Source organism: Streptomyces camelliae (genome assembly GCF_027625935.1).
GTDB classification, from domain to species: Bacteria; Actinomycetota; Actinomycetes; order Streptomycetales; family Streptomycetaceae; genus Streptomyces; species Streptomyces camelliae.
The window spans coordinates 6,461,500-6,484,569 of the sequence record NZ_CP115300.1 but is presented as its reverse complement, the minus strand read 5'-3'; the positions used below and the strand labels follow the sequence as shown (position 1 = coordinate 6,484,569).

Annotated in this window: 28 protein-coding genes and 3 pseudogenes; 11 read left to right on the top strand and 20 right to left on the bottom strand. The window is 72.0% G+C overall.

The annotated features are described in order from the left end of the window. The first annotated feature begins 100 nt into the window (after positions 1 to 100). Entirely contained in the window at positions 101 to 901 is an 801-nt protein-coding gene (locus tag O1G22_RS29770; RefSeq protein ID WP_270084133.1) for a site-2 protease family protein, read from the top strand. Here O1G22_RS29770 and O1G22_RS29765 read toward each other — a convergent pair. Both O1G22_RS29765 and npdG read right to left on the bottom strand, forming a co-directional pair. Next, positions 891 to 1,145 (bottom strand): hypothetical protein, encoded by a 255-nt coding sequence (locus O1G22_RS29765; RefSeq protein WP_270084132.1) that lies wholly within the window; start codon positions 1,143 to 1,145, stop codon positions 891 to 893. The two genes, O1G22_RS29770 and O1G22_RS29765, sit on opposite strands and share 11 nt — an antisense overlap. A gap of 4 nt (positions 1,146 to 1,149) precedes the next feature. Next, complete coding sequence (npdG, locus tag O1G22_RS29760; RefSeq protein WP_270084131.1) at positions 1,150 to 1,866, bottom strand: NADPH-dependent F420 reductase; 717 nt, start codon at positions 1,864 to 1,866, stop codon at positions 1,150 to 1,152. 110 nt (positions 1,867 to 1,976) lie between these two features. On the opposite strand from npdG, the gene O1G22_RS29755 reads away from it, so the two are divergent. Both O1G22_RS29755 and O1G22_RS29750 read left to right on the top strand, forming a co-directional pair. Beyond that, positions 1,977 to 2,573, top strand: a complete 597-nt coding sequence (locus tag O1G22_RS29755) for a hypothetical protein (RefSeq protein ID WP_270084130.1) — start codon at positions 1,977 to 1,979, stop codon at positions 2,571 to 2,573. Between the two features lie 173 nt (positions 2,574 to 2,746). Next, positions 2,747 to 3,355 (top strand): annotated as a pseudogene (locus tag O1G22_RS29750) (MFS transporter); the annotation flags it as partial. Here O1G22_RS29750 and O1G22_RS29745 read toward each other — a convergent pair. Continuing rightward, positions 3,356 to 3,589 (bottom strand): hypothetical protein, encoded by a 234-nt coding sequence (locus O1G22_RS29745; RefSeq protein WP_225097102.1) that lies wholly within the window; start codon positions 3,587 to 3,589, stop codon positions 3,356 to 3,358. A gap of 58 nt (positions 3,590 to 3,647) precedes the next feature. Between O1G22_RS29745 and map the strand changes: the two genes are divergently transcribed. Both map and O1G22_RS29735 read left to right on the top strand, forming a co-directional pair. Continuing rightward, positions 3,648 to 4,505 (top strand): type I methionyl aminopeptidase, encoded by an 858-nt coding sequence (gene map, locus O1G22_RS29740; RefSeq protein ID WP_225097101.1) that lies wholly within the window; start codon positions 3,648 to 3,650, stop codon positions 4,503 to 4,505. An 89-nt stretch (positions 4,506 to 4,594) separates the two neighbouring features. Further along, positions 4,595 to 5,242, top strand: coding sequence for a biliverdin-producing heme oxygenase (locus O1G22_RS29735; protein ID WP_270084129.1), 648 nt, complete (start codon positions 4,595 to 4,597; stop codon positions 5,240 to 5,242). Positions 5,243 to 5,279: 37 nt separating this feature from the next. On the opposite strand, the gene O1G22_RS29730 is transcribed toward O1G22_RS29735, so the two are convergent. After that, a complete protein-coding gene (locus O1G22_RS29730; protein WP_270084128.1) occupies positions 5,280 to 5,936 on the bottom strand; it encodes a PhzF family phenazine biosynthesis protein in 657 nt (218 codons plus the stop codon). Continuing rightward, positions 5,929 to 6,828, bottom strand: a complete 900-nt coding sequence (locus O1G22_RS29725; RefSeq protein WP_270084127.1) for a hypothetical protein — start codon at positions 6,826 to 6,828, stop codon at positions 5,929 to 5,931. Before O1G22_RS29725 ends, O1G22_RS29730 begins: the two co-directional genes overlap by 8 nt. Before the next feature lie 28 nt (positions 6,829 to 6,856). Between O1G22_RS29725 and O1G22_RS29720 the strand changes: the two are divergent. After that, positions 6,857 to 6,964: pseudogene (locus O1G22_RS29720) on the top strand (iron transporter); the annotation flags it as partial. Continuing rightward, complete coding sequence (locus tag O1G22_RS29715; RefSeq protein ID WP_270084126.1) at positions 6,924 to 7,940, top strand: SCO2278 family lipoprotein; 1,017 nt, start codon at positions 6,924 to 6,926, stop codon at positions 7,938 to 7,940. The pseudogene O1G22_RS29720 and the gene O1G22_RS29715, both read left to right, overlap by 41 nt. A 157-nt stretch (positions 7,941 to 8,097) precedes the next feature. Here the strand turns inward: O1G22_RS29715 and O1G22_RS29710 are convergent, their stop codons facing one another. The 5 genes from O1G22_RS29710 to O1G22_RS29690 all read right to left on the bottom strand — a co-directional run bounded on the left by O1G22_RS29710 (position 8,098) and on the right by O1G22_RS29690 (position 13,081). After that, positions 8,098 to 8,829, bottom strand: a complete 732-nt coding sequence (locus O1G22_RS29710; RefSeq protein WP_270084125.1) for a bifunctional DNA primase/polymerase — start codon at positions 8,827 to 8,829, stop codon at positions 8,098 to 8,100. Positions 8,830 to 8,906: 77 nt separating this feature from the next. After that, a complete protein-coding gene (locus tag O1G22_RS29705) occupies positions 8,907 to 9,536 on the bottom strand; it encodes a TetR/AcrR family transcriptional regulator (RefSeq protein ID WP_270084124.1) in 630 nt (209 codons plus the stop codon). 27 nt (positions 9,537 to 9,563) lie between these two features. Next, positions 9,564 to 10,562, bottom strand: a complete 999-nt coding sequence (locus tag O1G22_RS29700) for a small ribosomal subunit Rsm22 family protein (protein WP_270084123.1) — start codon at positions 10,560 to 10,562, stop codon at positions 9,564 to 9,566. A gap of 93 nt (positions 10,563 to 10,655) precedes the next feature. Beyond that, on the bottom strand, positions 10,656 to 11,837 hold the full coding sequence (locus O1G22_RS29695) for a serine hydrolase domain-containing protein (protein ID WP_270084122.1): 1,182 nt from the start codon (positions 11,835 to 11,837) through the stop codon (positions 10,656 to 10,658). Beyond that, positions 11,777 to 13,081 (bottom strand): multidrug effflux MFS transporter, encoded by a 1,305-nt coding sequence (locus O1G22_RS29690; RefSeq protein WP_270084121.1) that lies wholly within the window; start codon positions 13,079 to 13,081, stop codon positions 11,777 to 11,779. The genes O1G22_RS29695 and O1G22_RS29690 overlap by 61 nt, the downstream gene beginning before the upstream one ends. Before the next feature lie 85 nt (positions 13,082 to 13,166). Between O1G22_RS29690 and O1G22_RS29685 the strand changes: the two genes are divergently transcribed. Together O1G22_RS29685 and O1G22_RS29680 are read left to right on the top strand one after the other, a co-directional pair. Then, positions 13,167 to 14,207, top strand: a complete 1,041-nt coding sequence (locus O1G22_RS29685) for a Gfo/Idh/MocA family protein (protein WP_270084120.1) — start codon at positions 13,167 to 13,169, stop codon at positions 14,205 to 14,207. Between the two features lie 56 nt (positions 14,208 to 14,263). Continuing rightward, complete coding sequence (locus tag O1G22_RS29680) at positions 14,264 to 15,022, top strand: SDR family oxidoreductase (RefSeq protein WP_270084119.1); 759 nt, start codon at positions 14,264 to 14,266, stop codon at positions 15,020 to 15,022. Between the two features lie 226 nt (positions 15,023 to 15,248). Here the strand turns inward: O1G22_RS29680 and O1G22_RS29675 are convergent, their stop codons facing one another. The 3 genes from O1G22_RS29675 to O1G22_RS29665 all read right to left on the bottom strand — a co-directional run bounded on the left by O1G22_RS29675 (position 15,249) and on the right by O1G22_RS29665 (position 18,127). Continuing rightward, positions 15,249 to 16,478, bottom strand: a complete 1,230-nt coding sequence (locus O1G22_RS29675; RefSeq protein WP_270084118.1) for a D-alanyl-D-alanine carboxypeptidase family protein — start codon at positions 16,476 to 16,478, stop codon at positions 15,249 to 15,251. 266 nt (positions 16,479 to 16,744) lie between these two features. Then, on the bottom strand, positions 16,745 to 17,731 hold the full coding sequence (locus tag O1G22_RS29670) for an aldo/keto reductase (RefSeq protein WP_270084117.1): 987 nt from the start codon (positions 17,729 to 17,731) through the stop codon (positions 16,745 to 16,747). A 69-nt stretch (positions 17,732 to 17,800) separates the two neighbouring features. After that, entirely contained in the window at positions 17,801 to 18,127 is a 327-nt protein-coding gene (locus O1G22_RS29665; protein ID WP_225097087.1) for a nuclear transport factor 2-like protein, read from the bottom strand. Positions 18,128 to 18,254: 127 nt separating this feature from the next. On the opposite strand from O1G22_RS29665, the gene O1G22_RS29660 reads away from it, so the two are divergent. Further along, positions 18,255 to 18,800: a DoxX family membrane protein gene (locus tag O1G22_RS29660; RefSeq protein WP_270084116.1), complete on the top strand. Its 546-nt coding sequence runs from the start codon at positions 18,255 to 18,257 to the stop codon at positions 18,798 to 18,800. A gap of 34 nt (positions 18,801 to 18,834) precedes the next feature. Here O1G22_RS29660 and O1G22_RS29655 read toward each other — a convergent pair whose 3' ends face one another. From O1G22_RS29655 to O1G22_RS29645, 3 genes and pseudogenes are all read right to left on the bottom strand, one after another. Beyond that, positions 18,835 to 19,029: a DUF397 domain-containing protein gene (locus O1G22_RS29655; RefSeq protein ID WP_270084115.1), complete on the bottom strand. Its 195-nt coding sequence runs from the start codon at positions 19,027 to 19,029 to the stop codon at positions 18,835 to 18,837. Continuing rightward, positions 19,026 to 19,682 (bottom strand): DUF5753 domain-containing protein, encoded by a 657-nt coding sequence (locus O1G22_RS29650; protein WP_270086588.1) that lies wholly within the window; start codon positions 19,680 to 19,682, stop codon positions 19,026 to 19,028. The genes O1G22_RS29655 and O1G22_RS29650 overlap by 4 nt, the downstream gene beginning before the upstream one ends. Positions 19,683 to 19,706: 24 nt before the next feature. Further along, a pseudogene (locus O1G22_RS29645) lies at positions 19,707 to 19,877 on the bottom strand (helix-turn-helix domain-containing protein); the annotation flags it as partial. On the opposite strand from O1G22_RS29645, the gene O1G22_RS29640 reads away from it, so the two are divergent. Further along, positions 19,835 to 19,999, top strand: a complete 165-nt coding sequence (locus tag O1G22_RS29640; RefSeq protein WP_333492496.1) for an ATP-binding protein — start codon at positions 19,835 to 19,837, stop codon at positions 19,997 to 19,999. The pseudogene O1G22_RS29645 and the gene O1G22_RS29640 sit on opposite strands and share 43 nt — an antisense overlap. A 470-nt stretch (positions 20,000 to 20,469) precedes the next feature. Here O1G22_RS29640 and O1G22_RS29635 read toward each other — a convergent pair whose 3' ends face one another. The 4 genes from O1G22_RS29635 to O1G22_RS29620 are packed head-to-tail and all read right to left on the bottom strand — an operon-like array spanning position 20,470 to position 22,853. After that, entirely contained in the window at positions 20,470 to 21,006 is a 537-nt protein-coding gene (locus tag O1G22_RS29635) for a hypothetical protein (RefSeq protein WP_270084114.1), read from the bottom strand. Next, entirely contained in the window at positions 20,984 to 22,270 is a 1,287-nt protein-coding gene (locus O1G22_RS29630; protein WP_270084113.1) for a WXG100 family type VII secretion target, read from the bottom strand. Before O1G22_RS29630 ends, O1G22_RS29635 begins: the two co-directional genes overlap by 23 nt. Continuing rightward, the gene (locus tag O1G22_RS29625) at positions 22,270 to 22,572 is read right to left on the bottom strand and encodes a DUF6317 family protein (protein WP_270084112.1); all 303 of its coding nucleotides are present in this window, start codon (positions 22,570 to 22,572) and stop codon (positions 22,270 to 22,272) included. Before O1G22_RS29625 ends, O1G22_RS29630 begins: the two co-directional genes overlap by 1 nt. Continuing rightward, on the bottom strand, positions 22,572 to 22,853 hold the full coding sequence (locus O1G22_RS29620; RefSeq protein ID WP_270084111.1) for an SAV_915 family protein: 282 nt from the start codon (positions 22,851 to 22,853) through the stop codon (positions 22,572 to 22,574). The genes O1G22_RS29625 and O1G22_RS29620 overlap by 1 nt, the downstream gene beginning before the upstream one ends. Positions 22,854 to 23,070: the final 217 nt, after the last annotated feature.

Here is a 23,070-nt window from a genome sequence, read left to right as displayed (position 1 = left end):
GGGTTCCGGACGGAACCTCTGGCCGTCCGCGGGACGTTTCCCTCACATCACCGGTACGGTCGACCCCGGCCCACCCGAGACACCAGCAGGAGCCCTGCCCATGACCACCGCCACCACCCGCCGCGGCGACCACGCCGTCAGTCCCGTGTTCCTCGGGATCCTGGCCGTGACGGCGGTGACCGGATGGGCCACCTGGACCGGGTTCGCGACGCAGCGGGGCGTGGCGATCTTCCTGTTCGTGACGGCGGCCTGGGTCGTCTCACTGTGTCTGCACGAGTACGCGCACGCGCGCACGGCCCTGCACGGCGGGGACATCACGGTGGGCGCCAAGGGCTATCTCACGCTGAACCCGCTGAAGTACACGCACGCGCAGCTGAGCATCCTGCTCCCGGTGCTCTTCCTGATCATGGGCGGGATCGGTCTGCCCGGCGGCGCGGTGTTCATCGAGCGCGACCGGATCCGGGGCCGCTGGAAGCACAGCCTGATCTCGGCGGCGGGCCCGCTGACGAACGTGCTGTTCGCGGCCGTGTGCACCGCCCCGTTCTGGCTGCACGCGCTGGACGGGGTGCCCGCGGACTTCCGGTTCGCGCTGGCGTTCCTGGGTCTGCTCCAGGTGACGGCGGCGATCCTGAACTTCCTGCCGGTGCCGGGCCTGGACGGCTACGGCGTCATCGAGCCGTGGCTGTCGTACCAGGTGAAGCGGCAGGTGGCGCCGTTCGCGCCGTTCGGGCTGCTGTTCGTGTTCGCGCTGCTGTGGGTGCCGTCGGTCAACCATGTGTTCTTCGACGCGATCGACGCGATCCTGCGCGCCCTGGGCGTCGACGACTACTCCAGCTATTGCGGCCAGGAGCTGTACCGCTTCTGGCGCGGCACCCCGGAGATCTGCGCGGTCAGCCCGTGACGGACTCGCCCTGCCCGGCGGCCCGCGCCTGCCGGCCACGCTTGGTGTAGTACCAGGCCATGTTGGACGACAGGCCCGCCAGCAGCACCCAGACGATCCCCAGCCAGCTGCCCTGGACGAAGGAGACGACGGCGGCGGCCACGGCGAGGGCGCAGACGACCAGGGCGTACAGGGCGAGTCGGGGCATCGGAGTCGCTTTCGGGTGCTGTGGGGGACACTGCTGGCGCCCACCAGTGTCCCCCATCCGCTCACACGTCGGTCAGGCGGAGCCCGGCGTGTGCCTTGTAGCGGCGGTTGACGGAGATCAGGTTCGCGACGAGCGACTCGACCTGGTGGGCGTTGCGCAGCCGCCCGGCGAAGATGCCGCGCATGCCGGGGATGCGCCCGGCGAGGGCCTGCACGATCTCCACGTCGGCCCGCTGCTCGCCGAGCACCATGACGTCGGTGTCGATCTCGTCGATCTCGGGGTCCTGGAGCAGGACGGCGGACAGGTGGTGGAAGGCGGCGGTGACCCGGGAGTCCGGCAGCAGGGCGGCGGCCTGCTCGGCGGCGCTGCCCTCCTCGGGCTTGAGGGCGTAGGCGCCCTTCTTGTCGAAGCCGAGCGGGTTGACGCAGTCGACGACGAGCTTGCCGGACAGGTCCTCGCGCAGGGCCGTCAGCGTGTCACCGTGGCCGTCCCACGGTACGGCGACGATCACGATGTCGCTGCGGCGCGCGGTCTCGGCGTTGTCGGCGCCCTCGACGCCGTGCCCGAGTTCCCCGGCGGCGGCCTGCGCCCGCTCGGCGGACCGGGAACCGATGATCACCTTCTGGCCGGCCCGGGCGAGGCGGTAGGCGAGGCCCTTGCCCTGCGGGCCGGTGCCGCCGAGGACACCGACGACGTACCCGGAGACGTCGGGCAGGTCCCAGGGGTCCTTGGCGGGGGCCTTGTCGGAAGAGGGGCCGGAAGAGGTCGTAGAGGTCATGGGCCCGACTCTACGTCCCGGATGAACTGATGGATGTCATGTCCCCGGGGCGGGCGAATTCCGGGTGAACCGGGCGTCAAAGGTGGCCGGTTGCGGCAGGATGCGGGCGCATGGACGCCGTACGGGTCGCGTTGCTGCGCGAAGTGCTCGCCGGGACGGAGTGGCTGGGGGCCACCCGGAGGTTCGCGGGGGTGCTGCGCGGATCGGTGGTGGCGCACGGGGGCGGGCTGCTGCTGGTGGGCACGCCGGAGTACGAGCCGTGGCACCTGGCGGCGCATCTGGTGGACGAGGCCGCGTGGTCGGGTACGCCGGAGCTGGCGCCGACGCTCGTACGGCACCGGGTGCGCCCCTCGGACCCGCCCCACCTGGCCGTCGGACCCGGCCGGATCGAGGCGGCACGGCGCGGTGAGACGCTGCTGGTCGTGGCGCCCGAGGAGCCCGCGCCGCTGCTGGAGCACGTGCACGCGGCTCGGCGGGCCGGGGTGACGGTGCTGGCGCTGGGCGCGGACGGGGGCGAGCTGGCCGCGATGGCCCATGAGTCGCTGGCGGTGCCGGAGGGGGCGGAGTTGGACCTGGACACGGTCCAGCACCTGGTCGGCGCGGCAGCGGGCGAGAACGGCGGCTCGCCGAGGGCTCGGCGGGGCTTCCGTGACCGCTTGTCCCGCCTGGCGGAAGCCCTGACGGCACCGCCCCCGGCCCCTTGGTGACGCGCCCGCCACCCGGCCCGGCCGAACTGCGCCCGCCCACCCGGCTCGGCCGAGGCTCGACCGAACGGCCCGAGACGGCGCGGGCGGGCGGGTGCGACGACGACGGGCCACGGCACCCGGCCGCTCCGTCGAGCCCCGCCCCACCGCTGCCTAGCTGAGCGGACCTGGTGAAGTCCACTGCGGAGCTCCTCGGGACCTACGTCGTGGACCTCGGGGCGATGTCCCTGGCCATGCCGCTCGCCGTGCTGCCGTTCCTCGCGGACGAACTGCACGCCGACTGGGCGCTCGGCCTGATGTACGCGTCCGTACCGGCCGGCTCCCTCCTCGTGAGCCTGACCAGCGGCTGGGCCTCCCGGGTGCACCGGCACGGGCTGATGGTGGTGCTGGCGGCGACGGGCTGGGGCCTGGCGGTCGCGGCGGCCGGGCTGTGCGGGAACGTGTGGCTGGTGCTGCTCTTCCTGACCGTCGGCGGCGGCTTCGACATGGTCTCCGGGATCTTCCGGGCCGCCATGTGGAACCAGACGATCCCGGACGAGCTGCGCGGCCGGCTCGCCGGGATCGAGCTGCTGTCGTACTCGGTCGGCCCTCGGCTCGGCCAGGTCCGGGCGGGCGGTCTCGCCGCCTGGGCGGGCCTGCGGACCTCGGTCGTCGCCGGCGGCCTGGCCTGCGCGGGCGCCGTCGGCCTGCTCACGCTCTGCCTGCCGGGCCTCATGACGTACGACGCCCGGACCAACGAGCACGCGGTACGCATGCGCGAGCGGCGCACGGCCGTACAGGCGTGATCACTCGTCGTCGGCGCTCCCCCGCGCGGACGCGTCGTGCCAGCGCGGGTCGTTCTCCCACTGGAGGTTGCGCTCGGCGGCGGTCTCCATCGCGTGCTCGGCCTCCTGCCGGGAGGCGTACGGCCCGAAGCGGTCCTTGGCCGGGCACTCCGGGCCCTCCTCGACCTTCTTGTGCTCCAGGCAGTAGTACCACTCACCCGGCTTGCCGACGGTGCGCTTCTTGAACAGGGCCATGAACAGCTCCTCTCGCCAACGACATGCTCCCCCATATCCGCTCGATAGACTCGCTGGCATGTCTGGCCAGTCGCTGCTCGTCCCAGGGGAGCTGTCCCCCACCCGTTCGGTGCCCGGAAACATCCGCCGGCCCGAGTACGTCGGCAAGCCCGCACCGGCGCCGTACACCGGGCCGGAGGTGCAGAGCCCCGAGACCGTCGAGGCGATGCGGATCGCCGGCCGCATCGCCGCGCAGGCGATGGAGGAGGCCGCGAAGATCATCGCGCCCGGGGTCACCACGGACCAGCTGGACAAGGTCGCGCACGACTACATGTGCGACCACGGCGCCTACCCGTCCACGCTGGGCTACCGCGGCTTCCCCAAGTCGCTGTGCACGTCGGTCAACGAGGTCATCTGCCACGGCATCCCGGACTCGACGGTCCTGAACGACGGCGACATCGTCAACCTGGACGTGACGGCGTACATCGGCGGGGTGCACGGCGACAACAACGCCACGTACCTGGTCGGGGACGTCGACGAGGAGAGCCGGCTGCTGGTGGAGCGCACCCGCGAGGCCCTGAACCGCGCGATCAAGGCGGTCAGGCCGGGCCGGCAGATCAACATCATCGGCCGGGTCATCGAGTCGTACGCCAAGCGCTTCGGCTACGGGGTGGTGCGGGACTTCACCGGCCACGGGATCAGCTCCTCCTTCCACTCCGGGCTGATCATCCCGCACTACGACAGCCCGCACGCGACGACGGTCATGCAGCCCGGCATGACGTTCACGATCGAGCCGATGCTGACGCTCGGCACGTACGAGTACGACGTGTGGGACGACGGCTGGACGGTCGTGACGAAGGACCGCAAGCGGACGGCCCAGTTCGAGCACACGCTGGTGGTCACGGACACGGGCGCGGACATCCTGACCCTGCCGTGAGCGCTGCGGGAGCCCGTCCTCTGCGGAGGGCGGGCTCTCTCTTGTAGAATTTTACCGACAGCCTGTCGGCAACGTTGGGCGGTGGCTTCATGGACTCGTTCTCGGCCCTCATCCGTACCGCATCCCACGAGCAGCACGCCGAGGCGGAGACCTCGACGTTCATGACCGATCTGCTCGGCGGCCGGCTGGGCGTGGCGGCGTACGCGCGCTACACCGAGCAGCTGTGGTTCGTGTACGAGGCACTGGAGAGCGGTGCCGGGCGGCTGGCGGCCGATCCGGTGGCCGGCCCCTTCATCCGGCCGGAGCTGCTGCGCCTCCCGGCGCTGGAGCGGGACCTGGCGCATCTGCGGGGCGCCGGCTGGCGGGCGGGGCTGAGCGCCCTGCCGGCGACCCGGGCGTACGCGGACCGGGTCCGCGCGTGCGCCGAGCGCTGGCCGGGTGGCTACGTCGCCCACCACTACACCCGCTATCTGGGCGACCTGTCCGGCGGCCAGATCATCCGGGACCGGGCGGAGCGGACGTGGGGCTTCGCGAGGAAGGGCGACGGGGTTCGGTTCTACGTCTTCGAGGGGCTCTCCAACCCGGCCGCGTTCAAGCGGAGTTACCGCGAACTGCTGGACGCGATAGCCGTTGACGACCTGGAGAAGCAGCGGATGGTCGCCGAGTGCAAGCGGGCGTTCGCCCTGAACACGGCGGTGTTCAGGGCGCTGGGTGAGGAGTTTCCGCTGAGTGCCTAGGGGGCCCGCGACGCCGGGATGATCCAAACGACACCCGCTAGCGCTCCGGCTGGCGTTCCAGGTACACCCGTCCGCCGATCTCCACCCAGCCGTGCGGCTGGGGGGCGGTGAGGATCTGGGAGCCCTTGCCCTGGGTGATGTTCAGGGCGCGGCCCAGCTGGTCGGTGAGCAGGAGTGCGGCGGCGCCGGTGGCCTCGTCCTCGTCGATGCCGTCGTCGCGGCCGGGGAAGGCACGGGCGCGGATCCGGCCGGCCGCCTCGTCCTCCCAGGCCCAGGCGTAGATCCACTCGCCGGGCAGGGGGACGTCCAGGGCGTCGACCTCGGCGGCGGTGGCGTACTGCCGCAGGGTGCGCGGCGGCGCCCACTCCGCCCGCGCCTCGATCCAGCTGAACTCGCCGTCCAGCCGGACTCCGACGACTCCGGCGGGGGTGACCAGTTCGGGCACGTCGAGCAGCCAGGCGGTGCCGACGCAGGGGTGACCGGCGAAGGGCAGCCGCAGGGTGGGGGTGTAGATGTCGATGACGCCGCGCTCGGGGTCGTCCACGAACACGGTCTCGCTGAAGCCGAGCTTGGCCGCCAGCTCCTGCCGGTCGCTCCGCTCGGGCAGCACCGAGCCGTCGCGGACGACACCGAGTTCATTGCCGTAGCCGCCGTTCGGTCCGCAGAAGACACGGAGTACGTCGTAGTCAGTCACCGGGGAATTGAAACATCGCGGCACGGGCGAGCGCGCGCCAGGCGGGGGCACCGCCGGGCAGGGGGTGGGTGCCGGTGGACACGGAGGCGTACGGCAGCTCGGCGAGCGTGTCACCGTGGGCCCGCTCCAGGAGGTCCCGCTGCCGTTCGGTCCCCGGCCCCGGGGGAAGGGCGGCGAGCCGCTTCATGTGGTGCTCGTACGCCTCCTCGATCTTCTCGGCCCCGCGCCACTGCTCGTCGGCCGCGGGCAACCGGGTCAGCACCACACAGTCCGGCCTGCGCCCCTCCGCCAGCGCCGCCACCGCCCGGTCGTGGCCGTCCAGGAGGAGCCAGCCGTCGAGGAAGGTCACCCACCACAGCAGGACAGGGGCGACCGTGCCCTCGCGGACGAGTCTGCGCTGCGCCTTGACCCGGCCGGAGTCGGACGGCGAGAGCGGGCGCAGGGGGACGACACCGTGCCAGCCGCCGCCGCAGTACAACCCGAGTTCGCCGCCCGGCCACTCCCGCACCAGATCCTCCTCCCAGATGCCGGGTGGGAATCCGGTGCGCAGGGCCAGCTCCCAGCGGCCGTCGCGCAGCGGTGTCCCGGTCGCCTCCTCCAGCCAACGGGCGTACTGGTGTGGCCAGTTGAGGGAGGACGACCGCTGCTGCGCCGCCGACAGGGGCGGCAGGGGCGAGCGGTAGCCGTCGAGGCGGTGCAGACGCAGCTCGGGGCAGCACGGGGCGCCGTCGGCGAACGAGCGGCCGAGCAGCAGCGGGCGCCCGGACTGCCGCAGCAGCAGCATCCTGCCGTCGTCCGCCGTCTCGAAGCGGAGCGACGGCGGCTCCGGCCGGTCCCTGATGTCCAGCACCAGCCGGCCGGCCCCCAGCAGCTCCCTGCGCGCGTTCCCCATGCCGGCCAGCGTCCCACGAACCGCGGACCCGGCACCCGCGGTGTTCTTCGCCCCGGTAGGGTTCGCCTCCGGGAAGGGGAAGGTGAAGGGACCCGATGAGCAGGGATCGCAGCCCGCGCAGGCTCCGCAGGCGTGACCGTGACGCGGTCGTGACGGCGCGCCGGAACGGACTCATGGCGGCCTCGCTGACCGCTTTGGCGCTGATGACGAGCGGGTGCGTGGTGGTGCACGGGGAGCGGGAGGTGCTCCCCGCCGCCACCCGTGCCGAGGCCGCCAAGGCGGTCACCGCGTTCACGACCGCGTACAACAAGGCCGACAAGGCCTTCGACAGCTCCCTGGACGCGCCCTACGTCACCGGCCCGTTCGGCGACATCGACGCCGCCCGGCTCAAGGCGGGGCACACCAACAGCCCGTCGGGCAACCCCGATCACGTGCCGCTGAAGCTGACGGACGTGCGGATCACCATCCCCAAGAAGGCGGGCTGGCCGCGCTGGTTCGTCGCCGACGCCCGGGGCAACAAGGCGGGCAACGCGCGCTGGCTGCTGGTGTTCACACGGGGCGGTCTGAACGAGCCGTGGCAGGTGGCGTATCTGACGCTGGTCGCGCCGGGCTCCGTACCGCGGTTCACGACCGACAAGGACGGCTGGGCCGAAGCCGTGCCGGCGAACTCGGCTCAGCTCGCCGTGGCGCCCGGCAGGCTGAGCGCGGACTACGTGTCGTACCTCCAGAAGGGCGGGAAGACCTTCGCCGACGGCTCGTACACGAGCGTCGAGCGCGCGAACCGCGCCCAGCGGGCCCGCAAGCCGGGTCTGGTCACCCAGTTCATCGACAAGCCGCTGACCGGCGGCGACTACCAGCCACTGGCGCTGCGGACGGCGGACGGCGGGGCGCTGGTGTTCTTCACCACGCACCACTACGAGAAGCGGACCGTCGCCGCGGGCACCACGATGCCGGCCCAGAACAAGGACGTGCAGGCCCTGACCCAGGGCGAGGTGAAGCAGTCCCTGACGCTGGAGTTCATGTCCAACGAGGTCGCCCTGGACCCGGCAGGCAGCGGCGCGGTGTCCATGCTGGGCCGGGTGCCGGGACTGACGTCGGCGCAGGGCGAGTAGAAGCGCCCCGAAGGGGCGCGGGGCTGTGCTCGACAGCGGCTTCGCCGCGATGGGGTCCCCCGGGTTCGAGCGAAGCCGAGAACACTTGGGGGAGCGACCAGCCACGACTGCGCAGCAGCCGATCGACGGCCCGTCGCGGCTGTTCCCAGCGGAGCGCCTAGTGTCGCGACGGCCAGGCGGCCGCGTGGTGTTCGGTGCCGGCGTGGCGGGCGCAGGCGTCGGTGAGGACCTCCAGGAGGCTGAGCGGGTCCGGCAGCGGCTGCTCCGGGCCGCGCACCCAGCGCACCTGCCGGTCGTCGTCGCCGGGCAGCCGGGCGGGCGGTACGAGCACGTAGGAGCCCCGGCAGTGCCAGCGCAGGCCGGGGTGCTCGTCCATGGTCTCGGGGTGGCAGTCCAGCTCGCAGGGCCACCACTCGTCCTCGTCCTCGGGGGTGCCGCGGGTGAGGGTGAAGAACAGCATGCGGCCGTCGCCGCTCTCGGCGACCGGGCCGACCTCGACACCGGCGCCGAGCAGCCGCTCCAGGGCCTCCCGGCCGGCCTCCAGGGGCACGTCGAGGACGTCGTGGGTCATCCCGGTGGCGGTGATGAAGTTGGCCTGCGGCTGGTGCCGGGCCCAGCGCTCGATCTGGGCGCGGTCGGTGGTGGACTGCGTCTGCCAGGCGAACGACACCGGGTGCCGGGCCGGGGTGGGACAGCCGACGCGGTCGCAGGAACAGCCGTAGCCGGGGGCGGGGTGCGCGGCGGGGGCGAGCGGCAGGCCCGCGGCGGCGGCGGCGAGCAGCAGGGCCTCACGGCCGTCGGTGCCGACGGCCTCCTTGGGGCGGCGTCCCCGCAGCCACTGGGAGAGTCTGCCCTGCCGGCCGGACCGGCCGCCGAACGTCGCGCTCATCTATCCCCTCGCCTCGGTGGTCGCCGCGATGGTGTCGCCTCGGTGGTGTGCGGACAGCATGCCTTATCGTCCCATCTTCATCGGCTTCGGGGTGTCTGGGGTCCGATTCCGTGCAGGGCGTAGTCGACCAGGGTGTCCGTGTAGTCGTACGAGATCGGTCCGGTCCGCTGCAGCCAGCGCTGGGCGAGCGGGGAGACGAACAGCTCCAGGGCGATGCGGGGATCGACGTCGGGCCGTACGGCCCCGGCGTCCTGCGCGGCCCGGAGCCGGTCGACGTACAGCTGGAGCTGGGGTTCGAGAAGCTTGGTGACGAACTCGCGGCCGAGCGGTTCGTTGACCACGCCCTCGGCGGTCAGGGCGCGGGCCGGTACCTCGAAGCGGGGGTCGAGGAGTTCGTCCACCGTGGCCCGCAGCACCGCCTTGAGGTCGGCGGCGAGGTCGCCCGTGTCCGGGATGGCGTACGGCTCCTGCCCGGCTTCCTCGGCCGTGCGCGTGGCCAGGTCGAGGAACGCCTCCAGCAGGACGGCGGCCTTGGACGGCCACCACCGGTAGATCGTCTGCTTGCCGACGCCGGCCCGGGCGGCGATCCCCTCGACCGTGGTCTTCGGGTACCCGACCTCGCCGACCAGGGCGAGGGCGGCGTCGTAGATCGCACGGCGCGACTTCTCGCTGCGCCGGGTGGCGTCGGGGGCGGGGTTCTTGGCCATGGCCAAGACGCTAACAAGGCCGGACGGTCACTCGGACACGTCGCCGGGCGGCCACCGGTCCCCCCACTCCGCGTCCCGTGCCGCCTTGTACAGCTCACCGTGGCGCTTGGTGACCGTCGTGCGGGTCAGCCGCTCGTCCGCCTCGCACAGATCGAGCAGCACCTGGCCCTTGCGGATCTGGGGGCGGCGGACGACCCGGGCGGGGGCCGGGGCGGCGGGCAGGCGGGTGGCGGCGACGTAGGAGAACTTCTCGTCCTCGTACGGCAGCGTGCCGCCCTTGATCCGGCGGTGCAGGGAGGAGCGGCTCACCCGGGCGGAGAAGTGGCACCAGTCCTTGCCGGGCTCGATGGGGCAGCCGGCGCTGTGCGGGCAGGGCGCGACGATGTGCAGGCCGGCGCGGATCAGGCGGTCGCGGGCCTCGATGACGCGGGCGTAGCCGGCCGGGGTGCCGGCCTCCACGATCACCACGGCCTGCGCGGCGGCGGCAGCGGCGTCGACGAGGGCGGCCCGGTCGGGCTCGGCGAGTTCGTTGAGGACGTACGACACGGTGACGAGGTCGGTGGCGTCCAGGGTGAGGTCGGCGCCGATCCGGGCGCGCTGCCAGCGGGCGCCGCGCAGGGCGGGGTTGGCGGCGGCGATCTCACGGCCGAGGGCGAGGGCGGGCTCGGCCCAGTCCAGCACGGTGACGGCGCGCTCGCCGGGCCAGGTCGCGGTGACGGCCCAGGTCGCGGCGCCGGTGCCACCGCCGACGTCGACATGGCTGCCGGGGGTCCAGTCGTCGGGGGCGGCCGCCGCGAACGCCGCCAGCGCCGCGTGGACGGCCTCGAAGGTGGCGGGCATGCGGTAGGCGGCGTAGGCGGCGACGTCGGCGCGGTCGCGGAGGATCGGCGCGTGGGTCGGGGTCTCGCCCCGGTAGTTGGCGATCAGCCGTTCCACGGCTCCGGCGGCCTGGGTGGGCGGGAGCCCGGCGAGGACGTCGTCCAGGGCGGCGCGCAGGGTGTGGGCCGGGGTCATGGGGTCGTTCACCCGCTGATTCTACGGTGGTGCGCAGATCACCGGTGGTGCGCAGATCACCGGTGGTGCGCAGATCACCGGTGGTGCTCGGATCAACGGTGGTGCTCAGATCACCGCCCTTGCCAGCCAGGTGGCGAGCGCCGCCCGTGGCTCGCTGTCCGGCGGGCGTCTTCTCGGATGGACCGTGTTCGCCAGCAGCACCAGGAAGGTGTCCGTCGCCGGGTCCAGGACCAGGGAGGTGCCGGTGAAGCCCGTGTGGCCCGCCGCGCCCTTGCCCGACAGTTCGCCCATGAACCAGGGCTGGTCCACGGCGAAGCCCAGGCCGGGCGGGGTCAGGAGCAGTTCGACGAAGTCGGGGCCGAGGATGCGGGCGGGGCCGTAGGAACCGCCGGCGAGCAGGGTGCGGCAGAAGACCGCGAGGTCGCCGGCGGTGGAGAACAGGCCCGCGTGTCCGGCGACGCCGCCGAGCGCCCACGCGTTCTCGTCGTGGACCACGCCCCGCAGCATTCCGCGGTCCGCCTTGGCCCACGGCCGCCGCTGGTCCTCGGTGGCCGCCGCGCCGGGGCAGGGGCCGAAGGCGGTCGCGGTCATGCCGAGGGGGCGGGTGATGCCGTCCGCGATCAGGACGCCGAGGCCGCGGCCGGTGATGCGCTCCAGCACGGACTGGAGCAGGAGCATGTTCAGGTCGGAGTAGACGTATCTGCCGGGCTCGGTCGTCGGGGCCTCGGCGCGCAAGCGGGACAGCCGGCTCGCGTCGTAGGGGGAGTCGTACAGCGGGAGTTCGGGGCGCAGTCCGGAGGTGTGGGTGAGGAGCTGGCGGACGGTGATGCCGTGGGCGGCCGCCGCGTGGAAGTCGGGCAGGTAGTCGCCGACCTTGGCGTCCATGCCGAGGGTGCCGCGCTCGATCTGCTGCACGGCCGCGACGGACGTGAACAGCTTGGTGAGGGAGGCCAGGTCGAAGGGGGTGTCCGTGGTCATCGGGACCCGGGCCTCGGGCGGCAGTTCCACACCGGTGTCGGTCCCGGGGTCGTAGGCGGCGTAGCGCACCGCCCAGCCGGTGGCCTCGGCCACGGCGATCACGGGTCCGCGGCCGGCGAGCACGACGGCGCCGGCCGCCCAGGGGCGGTCGCCGGAGGTGAGGGCGTGCAGCTCGCCGACCAGGTGCGCGATGGCGGCCGGGTCGAGTCCGGCCCGTTCCGGTGTGTCGGCGCGCAGTCTCGGTGCGCTCAGTGCTCGTCTCCCTCCGACCCCGCACGGGTGTTCCCCCGTGTGTTCCAGGGACGGCACATTCCCACGAAGCAGGCCGCCGCGACCAGTGCTCCCGCCAGTTGGACGAGCGCCATGGGTACGGCGGTGCGTTCGCCGGCGACGCCGACGAGCGGTGAGGCGACCGCGCCGACGAGGAAGGAGGTGGTGCCGAGGAGCGCGGAGGCGGAGCCGGCGGCGTGCCGGGTGCGCAGCAGGGCGAGGGACTGGGTGTTGGGCAGGGTGATGCCCATGGCCGTCATCAGGACGAAGAGGGCGGCGGCCGTGGGGGCCAGCCCAAGGTCTCCGAACGCTCCCGTCGACATCAGCAGCAGGGCCGTCGCGGCGAGCACGATCACCGTCAGGCCGCAGGCCAGCACCTTCTCCAGGGCGACCCGGCCGACCAGCACCTTGCCGTTGAGCTGCCCGGCGGCGACGAGGCCGACCGAGTTGAGGCCGAACAGCAGGCTGAAGGTCTGCGGGGAGGCGCCGTAGATCTCCTGGATGACGAAGGGCGACGCCGATATGTAGGCGAACAGCGCGGCGAAGGCGAAGCCGCCGGCCAGCATGTAGCCGGTGAAGGGCAGGTCGGCGAGGAGGGCGCGCAGGGCCCGCAGTGACTCCGCCGCTCCCCCGCTCTGCCGCTCCTCGGGCGCGAGCGTCTCCGGCAGCCGCAGCCAGACGAGTGCGGCGAGCAGCGCGCCGACCACGGTGAGGACTACGAACACGCCCCGCCAGTCGGTCACCCGCAGGATCTGTCCGCCGATCAGCGGGGCCACGATGGGCGCGGCCCCGGAGATCAGCATCAGGGTGGAGAAGAAGCGGGCCATGGCGTCGCCGTCGTACAGGTCGCGTACGACGGCTCGGGCGATGACGATGCCGGCCGCGCCCGCGAGGCCCTGGGCGAGACGGAAGGCGACGAGGGTCTCGACGTTCGGCGCGAGGGCGCACAGGGCGGTCGCGACGACGTAGACGGCGAGGCCGGTGAGGAGCGGGCGGCGCCGTCCCCAGCGGTCGCTCAGGGGGCCGACGACCAGCTGCCCGAGGGCCATGCCGGCCAGGCAGGCGGTGAGGGTGAGCTGGACGGTGGCGGCGGGGGCGTGCAGGGACCGGGTGACCTCGGGCAGCGAGGGGAGGTACATGTCCATCGCGAGCGGGGGTGTCGCGGTGAGGCCGCCGAGCACGAAGGTGACGAGCAGGCCGGTGCGGCGGGTGGCGGCGGAGGGGGGTGCGGGGGTGGTCGTGTGCTCCGTTTCCCGTGTGGATGCCTTCGCGCGCTCGACCATGCGTCCCTCCCTCTCCTGCAGAACCGGCACCTATGCTCTCAGCTCGTACACACTGCCGGGGCACACATGACCGAGGGGCGGGGCGATGGTGGAGCGGAAGGTGCGCTGGGGGATTCTCGCGACGGGCGGGATCGCGGCGGCGTTCGCGGCGGATCTGGTCGATCTTCCGGATGCGGAGCTCGCGGCGGTGGCCTCGCGCAGCACGGAGTCGGCGGAGGCGTTCGCCGAGCGGTTCGGGGCCGCGCGGGCGTACGGCGACTGGGCGTCGCTGGCGGCGGACCCGGACATCGATGTCGTGTACGTCGCCACCCCGCACACCGCGCACCGGGCGGCCGCCGGTCTCTGTCTGGAGGCGGGGCGGAACGTGCTGTGCGAGAAGCCGTTCACGCTGAACCTGCGCGAGACGCGGGAGCTCGTCGCGCTGGCACGGGAGCACGACCGCTTCCTGATGGAGGCGATGTGGATGTACTGCAATCCGCTGGTCCGGCGGCTGAAGGCGCTGGTGGACGACGGGGCGATCGGTGAGGTCCGCACCGTGCAGGCCGACTTCGGGCTGGCCGGTCCCTTCCCGTCGGCGCACCGGCTGCGGGACCCGGCGCTCGGCGGCGGCGCGCTGCTGGACCTGGGCGTGTACCCGGTGTCGTTCGCGCAGCTGCTGCTGGGCGAGCCGGACTCGGTCACGGCGAGCGCGCGGCTCTCGGCGGAGGGCGTCGACCTGCAGACGGGCGCACTGCTGTCGTGGGAGAGCGGGGCGCTGGCGTCGCTGCACTGTTCGATCGTCGGCGGTACGGCGGCCACGGCGTCGGTGACCGGCTCGCGCGGCCGGATCGACGTGCCGTCGGGCTTCTTCCACCCCGACCGGTTCGTGCTGCACCGCGACGGCCGTGCCCCCGACGAGTTCACCGCCGACCCGGCCGACGGGCCGCGCACCAGCCTGCGGCACGAGGCGGTCGAGGTGATGCGGGCGCTGCGGGCGGGCGAGAAGGAGTCGCCGCTGGTGCCGCTGGAGGGCTCGCTCGCGGTGATGCGGACGCTGGACGCGGTGCGGGAGCGGATCGGGGTGCGGTATCCGGGCGAGGAGCCGCTGGGGGGACCGGCGGGGGAACCTGCGACGGCCACCGTATAACCGTATGGCGGACATGGTATTCCGCATGGCGGACTTCCCGCCTACGCTGCGGAGCCATGACCGACAGGGAATCGAAGATCGCGGTGGTGACCGGCGCCGGCTCCGGCATCGGGCGGGCCGTCGCCGTGGAGCTGCTGAACGCCGGCTGGTCGGTGGCGCTGGCCGGCCGGCGCACCGGGACGCTGGAGGAGACGGCGGCGCTGGTGCCGGGGGGCGCCGCGCTCGCCGTGCCCGCCGACGTGTCCCGGCCCGAGGACGTGACGGGGCTGTTCGCGGCCACGGTGGAGCGGTTCGGGCGGGTGGACCTGCTGTTCAACAACGCGGGGACCTTCGGGCCCGGCGGGGTCCCGGTCGAGGAACTCCCCTACGACGCCTGGCGGCACGTGGTGGACACCAACCTCAACGGGGCGTTCCTGTGCGCGCAGGCGGCGTACCGGCAGATGAAGGAGCAGGATCCGCAGGGCGGACGGATCATCAACAACGGCTCGATCTCGGCCCACACGCCCCGCCCGCACTCGGTGGCCTATACGGCGACCAAGCACGCGCTGACCGGGCTGACCAAGTCGCTGTCGCTGGACGGGCGGCCGTACCGTATCGCGGTCGGGCAGATCGACATCGGTAACGCGGTCACGGACATGACGGCCCGGATGCAGACGGGCGCACTCCAGGCGAACGGGGAGGTAGCCCCGGAACCGGTGATGGATGTGGCCGATGTGGCGCGGACCGTGCGGCACATGGCCGAGCTGCCGCTGGAGGCGAACGTGCAGTTCGCGACGGTACTGGCGACGGCGATGCCCTACATCGGGCGGGGCTGAACCCCCTGGCAGAAGCGGAATTTGAACATCCGCGGTATTGCGGCCCGTCGAGGACATGTGCTCAACTTTCCTCCACGAAAGCTTCACACATGGAGCACGGGGGTTCCATAGCCATACCGAGGGGGGAAGGCGGCGGCCGTTCCACCGGACCGGAGTTGGGGGTGGACCTCGCGCAGGACGCGGGGTACACGCCGGTCGGTGGAACGGCCGCCGCACTGTCCGGTGTTCAGCGCCGGTGCCGGCCGCCCGGTTCGTTCGGCTCCGCCGCCGCCTCGGCCATCGCCGCCGCCGCGACGGCCCTGCGTCTCCGCTTCACCACCAGGAAGCCCGCCGCCGCCAGCAGCAGCGCCGTACCCCCGGCGCCCTCCACCAGCCGGCCGGTCGACGGGCCGCCGGACGAGCCGGAGCCGTCGGCCGCCGCCCGGTCCCCCTTGCTCCCCGATGCCGGACTCACCTTGGCGCCGCCCTCGCTGAGCGGGTCGACCAGCGTGCCCACGGCCTGTGCCGAACGCCCGGGCCCGAAGCCCCAGTCGAGCAGCGCGGCGGTCTGCTCGTAGACGGCGTTGCTGCCCTCGGCCGGGTGCATGACGGTCACCAGCAGGGTGCGTCCGCCCCGGGTGGCGGCGCCGGTGAAGGTGTTGCCGGCATTGCTGGTGTAGCCGTTCTTGACACCGATCAGGCCGTCGTATGTCTTCAGGCCCCATGCCCCGGTCAGCAGGCGGTCGGTGTTCTGGATCTGGAAGGTCTTCTTGCCGCCCGCCGGGAAGTCCGCGGTCCGCGTGCCGCAGTAGCCGCGGAAGTCGGCGTCCTTCAGCCCGTGCCGGGCGAAGAGCGTGAGGTCGTACGCCGAGGAGATCTGGCCCGGGTGGTCGAAGCCGTCGGGGCTGACCACATGGGTGTCCAGGGCCTGCAGGTCCGCGGCCTTGGCCTGCATCTCGGCGACCGTCTTGGCGACGCCGCCGTTCATGTGGGACAGCACGTGCACGGCGTCGTTGCCGGAGCGCAGGAACACGCCCTGCCACAGCTGCTCGACGGTGTAGGTGAGGCCGGGCTTGATGCCGACCAGGCTGGAGCCGGCCGGAATGTCGGCGAGGTCGGCGTCCTTGACCGTGTACCGCTGGGTGCGGTCGAACTTCTTCAGCACGGTGTCCGCGAACAGCATCTTCAGCGTGGACGCGGGCGCGAGCCGCCGGTGCGCGTTGAACGAGGCGAGCACCTCGCCGCTGTCGCAGTCGGCGATCAGCCACGAGCGGGCGGTGAGCTTCGCGGGCAGTCCGGAGGCACCGCGCACCTGGACGCCGGCACCGGCCAACCGCTCGCCCCCGACGACGGCGGGCTCGGCCGCGGCGGCCGGGGCGACCGTGGAGAGGGAAACGGCCGCAGCCGTGGACACGGGAAGGGCGGCGGCCGTCAGACCGAGGGCGGCACGCCGGCTGATCCGGGAACATTCACGCACTCCGGGACCGTACACCGGGCCCAGCTGCGGCTTCCGCGCGCCGGGACCGGGACGGCCGGGAATTTTGCCGCGTTATGAAAATCCGATGAGTCAGCGTCCCTTCCTGGACCCCGAAGGGCCCGACCACGAGGGGGCCCGACCGCGAGGGGGCCCGACCGCGAGGGGGCTCGACCACGAGCGGGCTCGACCACGAGCGGGCTCGACCACGAGCGGGCCCGACCACGAGCGGGCCCGACCACGAGCGGGCCCGACCGCGAGCGGGCCGCTCAGCGCCCGAGCAGGCGCTCGACCTCGCTCAACTGCCCGGCGGTGAGCGGCCCCTTCGCGAGGGCACCGGCGTTCTCCTCGGCCTGGGCGACCGAGCGGAACCCGGGGATGGGGACCGTGCGCGGACTGCGGGCCCACAGCCAGGCCAGGGCGCCCTGGGCGAGGGTGCGGCCGTCGCTCGTGAGGATGTCCCGCAGGGCGTCGATCCGGGCCAGCCATGCCTGGTCGGCGCCGGAGCCGTCCGCGTCGTACCCCGGCAGCCAGGCCGGCGGCCTGCTCCGGATGTCCCCGGCCGCGAGCGCGCCGCGCCGCTTCCCGGCCAGCAGCCCCATGGCCAGCGGGCTCCGGTTGATGCTCGCGAGCCCCCGCTCCTCGCACAGCGCCAGCATGCCGGGAGCGTCCTGCAGCACGTTGAGCGCGTGCTGGACGGCCGCGCAGTGCTCGCCTTCGGCGAAGACGGCGGCGCGGGCGGGGTCGTCGGTGCTCCAGGCGTAGGCGCGGATGAGCCCCTCTCGCACGAACTCCTCGCAGGTGTCCCGGAGTTCGGCCGCTCGCTCCGGGTCGGCGTCGGAGAGGTGGAACTGGTAGAGGTCGATGTGCTCCGTGCCCAGCCGGCGCAGCGAGGCGGTCAGCGCGCGGCGGGCGTGGGCCGGGGTGTCGTCCTGGCCGTCGGCGGTGCGGGTGCGCTCGTCGAAGAGGTTGCCCCACTTGGTGGCGACGACGACGTCGTCCCGCCGCTTGCCCAGTGCCCGGCCGAGGATCCGTTCGCTGTGCCCGGTGCCGTAGCAGTCGGCGGTGTCGAAGAAGGTGACGCCGAGGTCGAGGGCGCGGTGAACGGCCCGTACGGACTCGTCGTCGTCCACCTTCCCCCAGCCGAGCGGCTGCCCGTCCGCGGACTGCCACTCCCCGCCGATGGCCCAGCACCCGAAGCCGAGCGCGCTGACCTCGATGTGGCTGCGTCCCAGTGTCCTGCTCGTGGTCTCCATGCCCGAGGACGCTAGGAGTTGAAGCGCACACGAGGACAAGGGCCGGTGCGGCCCGGATTCACGCGGGATTCACGCCTGCCCGGTGTCGAAGCGGGAGATCCGCCCGTCCTCCTCGACGGTGAAGCGCCATGCGGTACGCATCTCGCCCCAGGTGTCGTTGCGGTAGTCGGCGACCAGTTGCCGGCCGCCGTCGGACTCGCTCTGGACGTCCATGTGGCCATGGGAGGAGAAGATCTCCCGCTCGATCCAGTCGGCGAGGTCGCGGTCGGAGCCGTCGTCGGACATCGTCGCGCCGGGGGCGAGGAGCCGCATGAAGCCCTCGCGGTCGTGGGAGTTGACGGCGTTGACGAAGGCCCGCACGGCCGGATCGCTGAGTTTGGCTGGTTTGATCGTCATGGCGCCAGGCTCACACCGCTCCCCCGGACCCGCCACCCGAACGCCCTCCCCGACGCGCCCACCGGGGTGAAACCTGCGACGGTGGACGGGCTGGAGGAACCCGTCCACCCATCTGCCGGGAGTCGCCGTGAACTGTTTCGACCGACGTGATCTGGGCCTGCTGCTGCTCCGGCTGGGCACGGGCGGGGTGCTCGCCGCGCATGGCGCGCAGAAGCTGTTCGGCTGGTTCGGCGGGCACGGGCTGGAGGGCACCGGCCAGTTCATGGAGTCCGTCGGCTACACGCCGGGCAAGGCGAGCGCGACGGCGGCGGGCCTCGCGGAGGCGGGCGGCGGCACCCTGCTGGCGCTGGGCCTGGCGACCCCGGCGGCGGGCGCGGCGGCGGCCGGCGCGATGGCGGGGGCGGCCGCGGTCCATGTGCCGAGCGGCTTCTTCGCCCAGTCGGGTGGCTACGAGTACGCGGCGAGCCTGGGCCTCGCGGCAGCCGGCCTCGCCGTCACCGGCCCGGGCCGCCTCTCCCTCGACCACGCCCTCGGCCACATCTTCGACCGCGGCTGGATGGTCCCGGCAGCCCTCGGGGCCACGGCAGCGGCCACGGCCCTGGTGGTGGGGGCACGGAACTGCCGGGTACGGGCGAGGACGGAGGGGGAGCAGGAGGCGTTGTTCGAGGAGTAGCCGGGGTTTGGCTGTACTTCCGCAGACGTGACCGTCAGCGGGTGACGGCGAACCGCACGAAGGCGGTCCACTCCGAGGCCCCGAAGGCCAGTTGAGCGCAGGCCGGGGCCTTGGAGTCGCGGACGCGGATGGTGCCGGGCGTTACGGCGGCCTCAAGGCATTCGCCGCCCTCGTTGCCGCTGTAGCTGCTCTTGAACCAGGCGAGTCGCTCGGGCTCCGGGCTGCTCATCGTTCCCCCAGCAAGTTCTCGATCAGGGCGAGGGACTCCCGCATGGTGAGCGCCTGAGCCCTGAGGCTGCCGTACCTTGCGGCCAGGATACGTACTTCCTCGGGATCCGTGATCAGCCGACTGGAGCTCTGCGCCTCGGTGTATCCGAGCTGTGGCTTCCCCTTGGGCGTGAGCAGGATGAAGGAGCCACCCATCCCCGCATGCTCGCTGCGATCAGTCGGCATCACTTGCAGTTCCACATTGCGCAGCCGTCCGAGCTTGAGGAGCTGCTCCAACTGCTCCCCGTGCACCTCCCGTCCGCCAAGAGGACGCCGCAGCACCGTCTCCTCGATGACTGAGGTAATCATGGGCGGAGGCCAGCCGGTAAGGATTTCCTGGCGGCTCATCCGAGACGCGACCCTCTGCTCGATGGTCTCCTCGTCCAGCAGCGGCTTACGCATCTCGTACAGGGCACGGATCCGCCCTTCGGTCTGCAGCAGACCGGGGACGTCGTGGTTGTTGTAGAAATTGATCTCAACGGCATCCCGCTCCAGCCGCGCGTAATCCTTGAACCACGCCGGATGCCGGACTCTCGCCTTCGCCTTGGCCTTCTCGATGTCCTCGATCGTCGCCTTCAACAACCCACCTGCGCCCAGAAGTTCATCCACCGCCACCAGAAGCTCAGGTTGCGGGTTACGCCTCCCCCGCTCCACGGAGGAGATGAGATCCTCGCTGTACCGGAGCCGGTCCCCCAGCTCCTTCTGTGTGAGCCCGGCCCGCTCCCGCAGGGCTCGCCGTCGACGCCCCGGACACGCTCCGTATCGAGGTGGCGGATCCCCGGGGCGACCGCCCGCTCCAGCCCCGTACACCCGCCCCCACTGCCGAATCCGGCCGCGGCCTCCTCCTCGTGGACGCGCTGGCGGCCGACTGGGGCAGCGCCCCGTACCCGCCCTCCGGCAAGACCGTCTGGGCATGTCTCCCACTGCCCTGACGGCGAATGCGAGACAGTCCGTCCGCAGGCGGACACATGGCGTGGACACCTCCCGGGGAGGCGGAAAGTATTCTTCGCGCGCGGCAGCGGGAACCCTGGTGACGGCTGGGACGGGCCGGGACGGTCTCCGGCCCTGCGCCCTGAAGGCCCAGGGGGCGCTCCCCGCCGTGGGGCCCGCGTTCGGTTCGGGGCTTGAGAGCGACGGGGCGCGCACGTCGTCGTGTTCCCGACGGGTGCTCTTGCAGCCAGCGTCGCGCGCCGACTTCGCTGGGGTATTCACGGACGGTGAGCACGGCGACCATCCAGCCGACGGCGAACGCGGCCAGCGCCGGGAGAACGGGTGCCGCGAGTACCACAAGACCGCGGCCGACGAGGGCCAGCCCCGTGGAGCGGCGGACTTCAGTAGCGTGCGCCGCGCTCGTACCAGCTGGTGCCGAGACCTTGCAGCGCCGGGATCTGGGCGGGTCTCGTCATGATCCGGACTGGTGCTTCTCCAGCCAACGGCGAGCGCCTGCTTCGGCGGCGGATTCCCGAACCGTCAGAACAGCAAGGAACTCGCCGATTGCGTAGGCGACCAGTGCCGGCAGGACCGGTGCTGCAAGCAGGACAAGACCGCGGCCGGCGAAGGTCAGTCCCACGTTACGACGAGCCCGGTCGCGTTTGGCCTGACGGGTCTGCTCAGGCGTGGGCGGGTTCAAGAGGGCCTCACGGTGACGGCGGCGCTGAGCCACCCACCCCCAGACGACCGTCACGCAGGATGCCGCGGCCAGCACCGAATTCCACACAGTTCGCGCAGTTGACGACATACCACTGACGAACCCCACGTAGACGCCGAGCAAGAACCAGAAGGCGAACACCAGAACGGCGAGCCAGAGAATCCCTGAGAGCACCCGGCGCAGCCAGTAGCGTGCGCCACGTTCGTACCACGTGGTGCCGAGCCCCGGCAGCGAGGGGATCTGGACGGAGGAGGCGGGAACGGGCGCCTCAGAGGAAGCTTGTGACACCATGCCAGACACTCTTTCCGAAACCCTTGACGTCGTTTCCATATCGCTTGGCGTCGCCCCACGTGTCTGACATGACGTTGCCGGTGCCGTGCAGAAGACCGCCGACCACGCCGTGGTCGTGGATGTCCTCGCTCCAGTGCTCGTGGAAGGCGTGGTCGAAGACGCTGGTAACACCAACGATCACCCCCGTGCCCACCACGCAGACACCGACGGCACCCTCCACTGGCAGCAACGCTGTGATGCCCGCGCCGACGGCCAGACCGCCGAGCGCGACGCCGCCGTCCACGACGACGGAGTGCTGCCAGGACCAGCCCTTGTCGTGATCGTCCTTCGCCTCCAGCAGGCCACATGCTCCTGCCGCGGCAACGTCCAGGACGGGGACTTCCTTAAGAAAGTCCGGAAGTTTCTCGACACCCTCTCCGAGACGCAACGCATGGGCCGCGTCGACCATCTTGATGTTCAGCGCGCGGTCGTACGGCAGCTTGTCGCCGCCGTGGTCGGCGGCCAGGATGTCGTCCTCCAGCGTCTTGACCTTGCTCACCGCGTCGTCGTAGGCGCTCTTGGCAGGAAGATCGTCAGGCATCTTGCGGCCCTGTTGCTGAAACACCCTGCGTTCAGCTTTGAGTTCCTTCTTGGCAGCCTGCGCCTCGGCCCTGGCCGCGTCAATCTCGGCGCGGGCATTCTTGCCGCCGACCCTGGTGTCCTCGGCAGCGGAGGCGTACAGGCCGCGCAGGAAATCCGCAATGGTGACCTTGTCGCCCGTAGGTACCGATGAGTCCTTCTTCGTGACCTGCAGGTACAACCCTTGCAACTTGTCCGCTGCCACCAGCCGGGCATGCTGCGCGGTGTGCTGGATCTCGGTGCAGGCCGCCTCGTACTCCTTCAGTGCGGCGGCCGTCTCGGGGTCGGAGGTGACGATCGGCGCGACGACGCCCTTGTCGGCCATCGGAAGGCCCTGGCGCGTGGCGACGTGCTCGGCGTTCTTCAGGGCGGTGTCACAGGTGGAAAGGGCGTCGGCGAGGTCGCCGAGTATCTTGCCCGCGTCGTACACGAGGGTGGCGAACGCGCCGGCCGTGATCGCGTCGGCGGTCCACTGCGCACGGAAGGTGCTCGCGGCATCGCCCTTCCAGCTCGCGTCGGTGGCCAGTTTGTCGACGACGCTGGTGAGCGGCTTCACCACGCCGTCCAGCTTGTCCTTGGCGTTCTTGTACGAGTCGGACATCGCACGCAGCGTGCCGATGTCGCCGCCGACCCAGCTGTCGGCCATCAGCCTTTCTCCAGGTCCAGGTCGTCGAACAGCCCATGCACGTCGATGTCGTGCCGGTGGAAGGAGTCCCGCGCGTATCCGACCTTGTCCCCGTGCTCGTCCAGCTTGTCCGCCAGGCCGATGTGCAGCCCGAGGATGAGGTCGGCGACCTCCTTGATCGCGTGGTCCAGTCCCGGATCGCCGCCACTGCCTATGGGCGGCGCCACGTCGCTGTGCAGCTTGCGCCAGTCGGTGGCCTGGTCGTGGAACGTCTTCGCCATCGTGCTGAGGTCGTCGTAGATCACCTTGAAGTCGGCCGACATCAGCGCACCTCCTGCGCATAGGCGGCAGCGTCGTCCGGCTGCCAGTTGTGCTGTCCGGGGACGACTCGCGGGTCGAGGAGGACACCGACGCCCTGTTCGCGGACACCCTCGGAGAGCGGGCCGATTGACGTGGCGACCCACGGCTGCGACTCCCCGAGCGCCTCCACCAACTTTTCCAGCGTGGTGAAAGCGAAGGCCACGGTGCCGTGTGAGGGGTGGGCGAAGAGCTCGTAGACGATGAACGGCACACGGGCCAGGCGGCCCCTGGCGCCCGTCGTCACCACAGACCTTGGATGGGCCGGGACGAACACCGGCGTGTGATAAGCCAGAACACCTGGCTTCGGCCCCGGACGGTCGTCTGCGTTCCGCCGCCCGGACGGCGCCTCCTCAACGAAGTCCAGCAGACGCGAACGCTGCGGCTCGGGTGCCGTTTCTGAAGGAGCGGTCGGACCCGGCTCGACGTAGTCGAACAGACGTGAGCGTATCGGCGCTCCCACC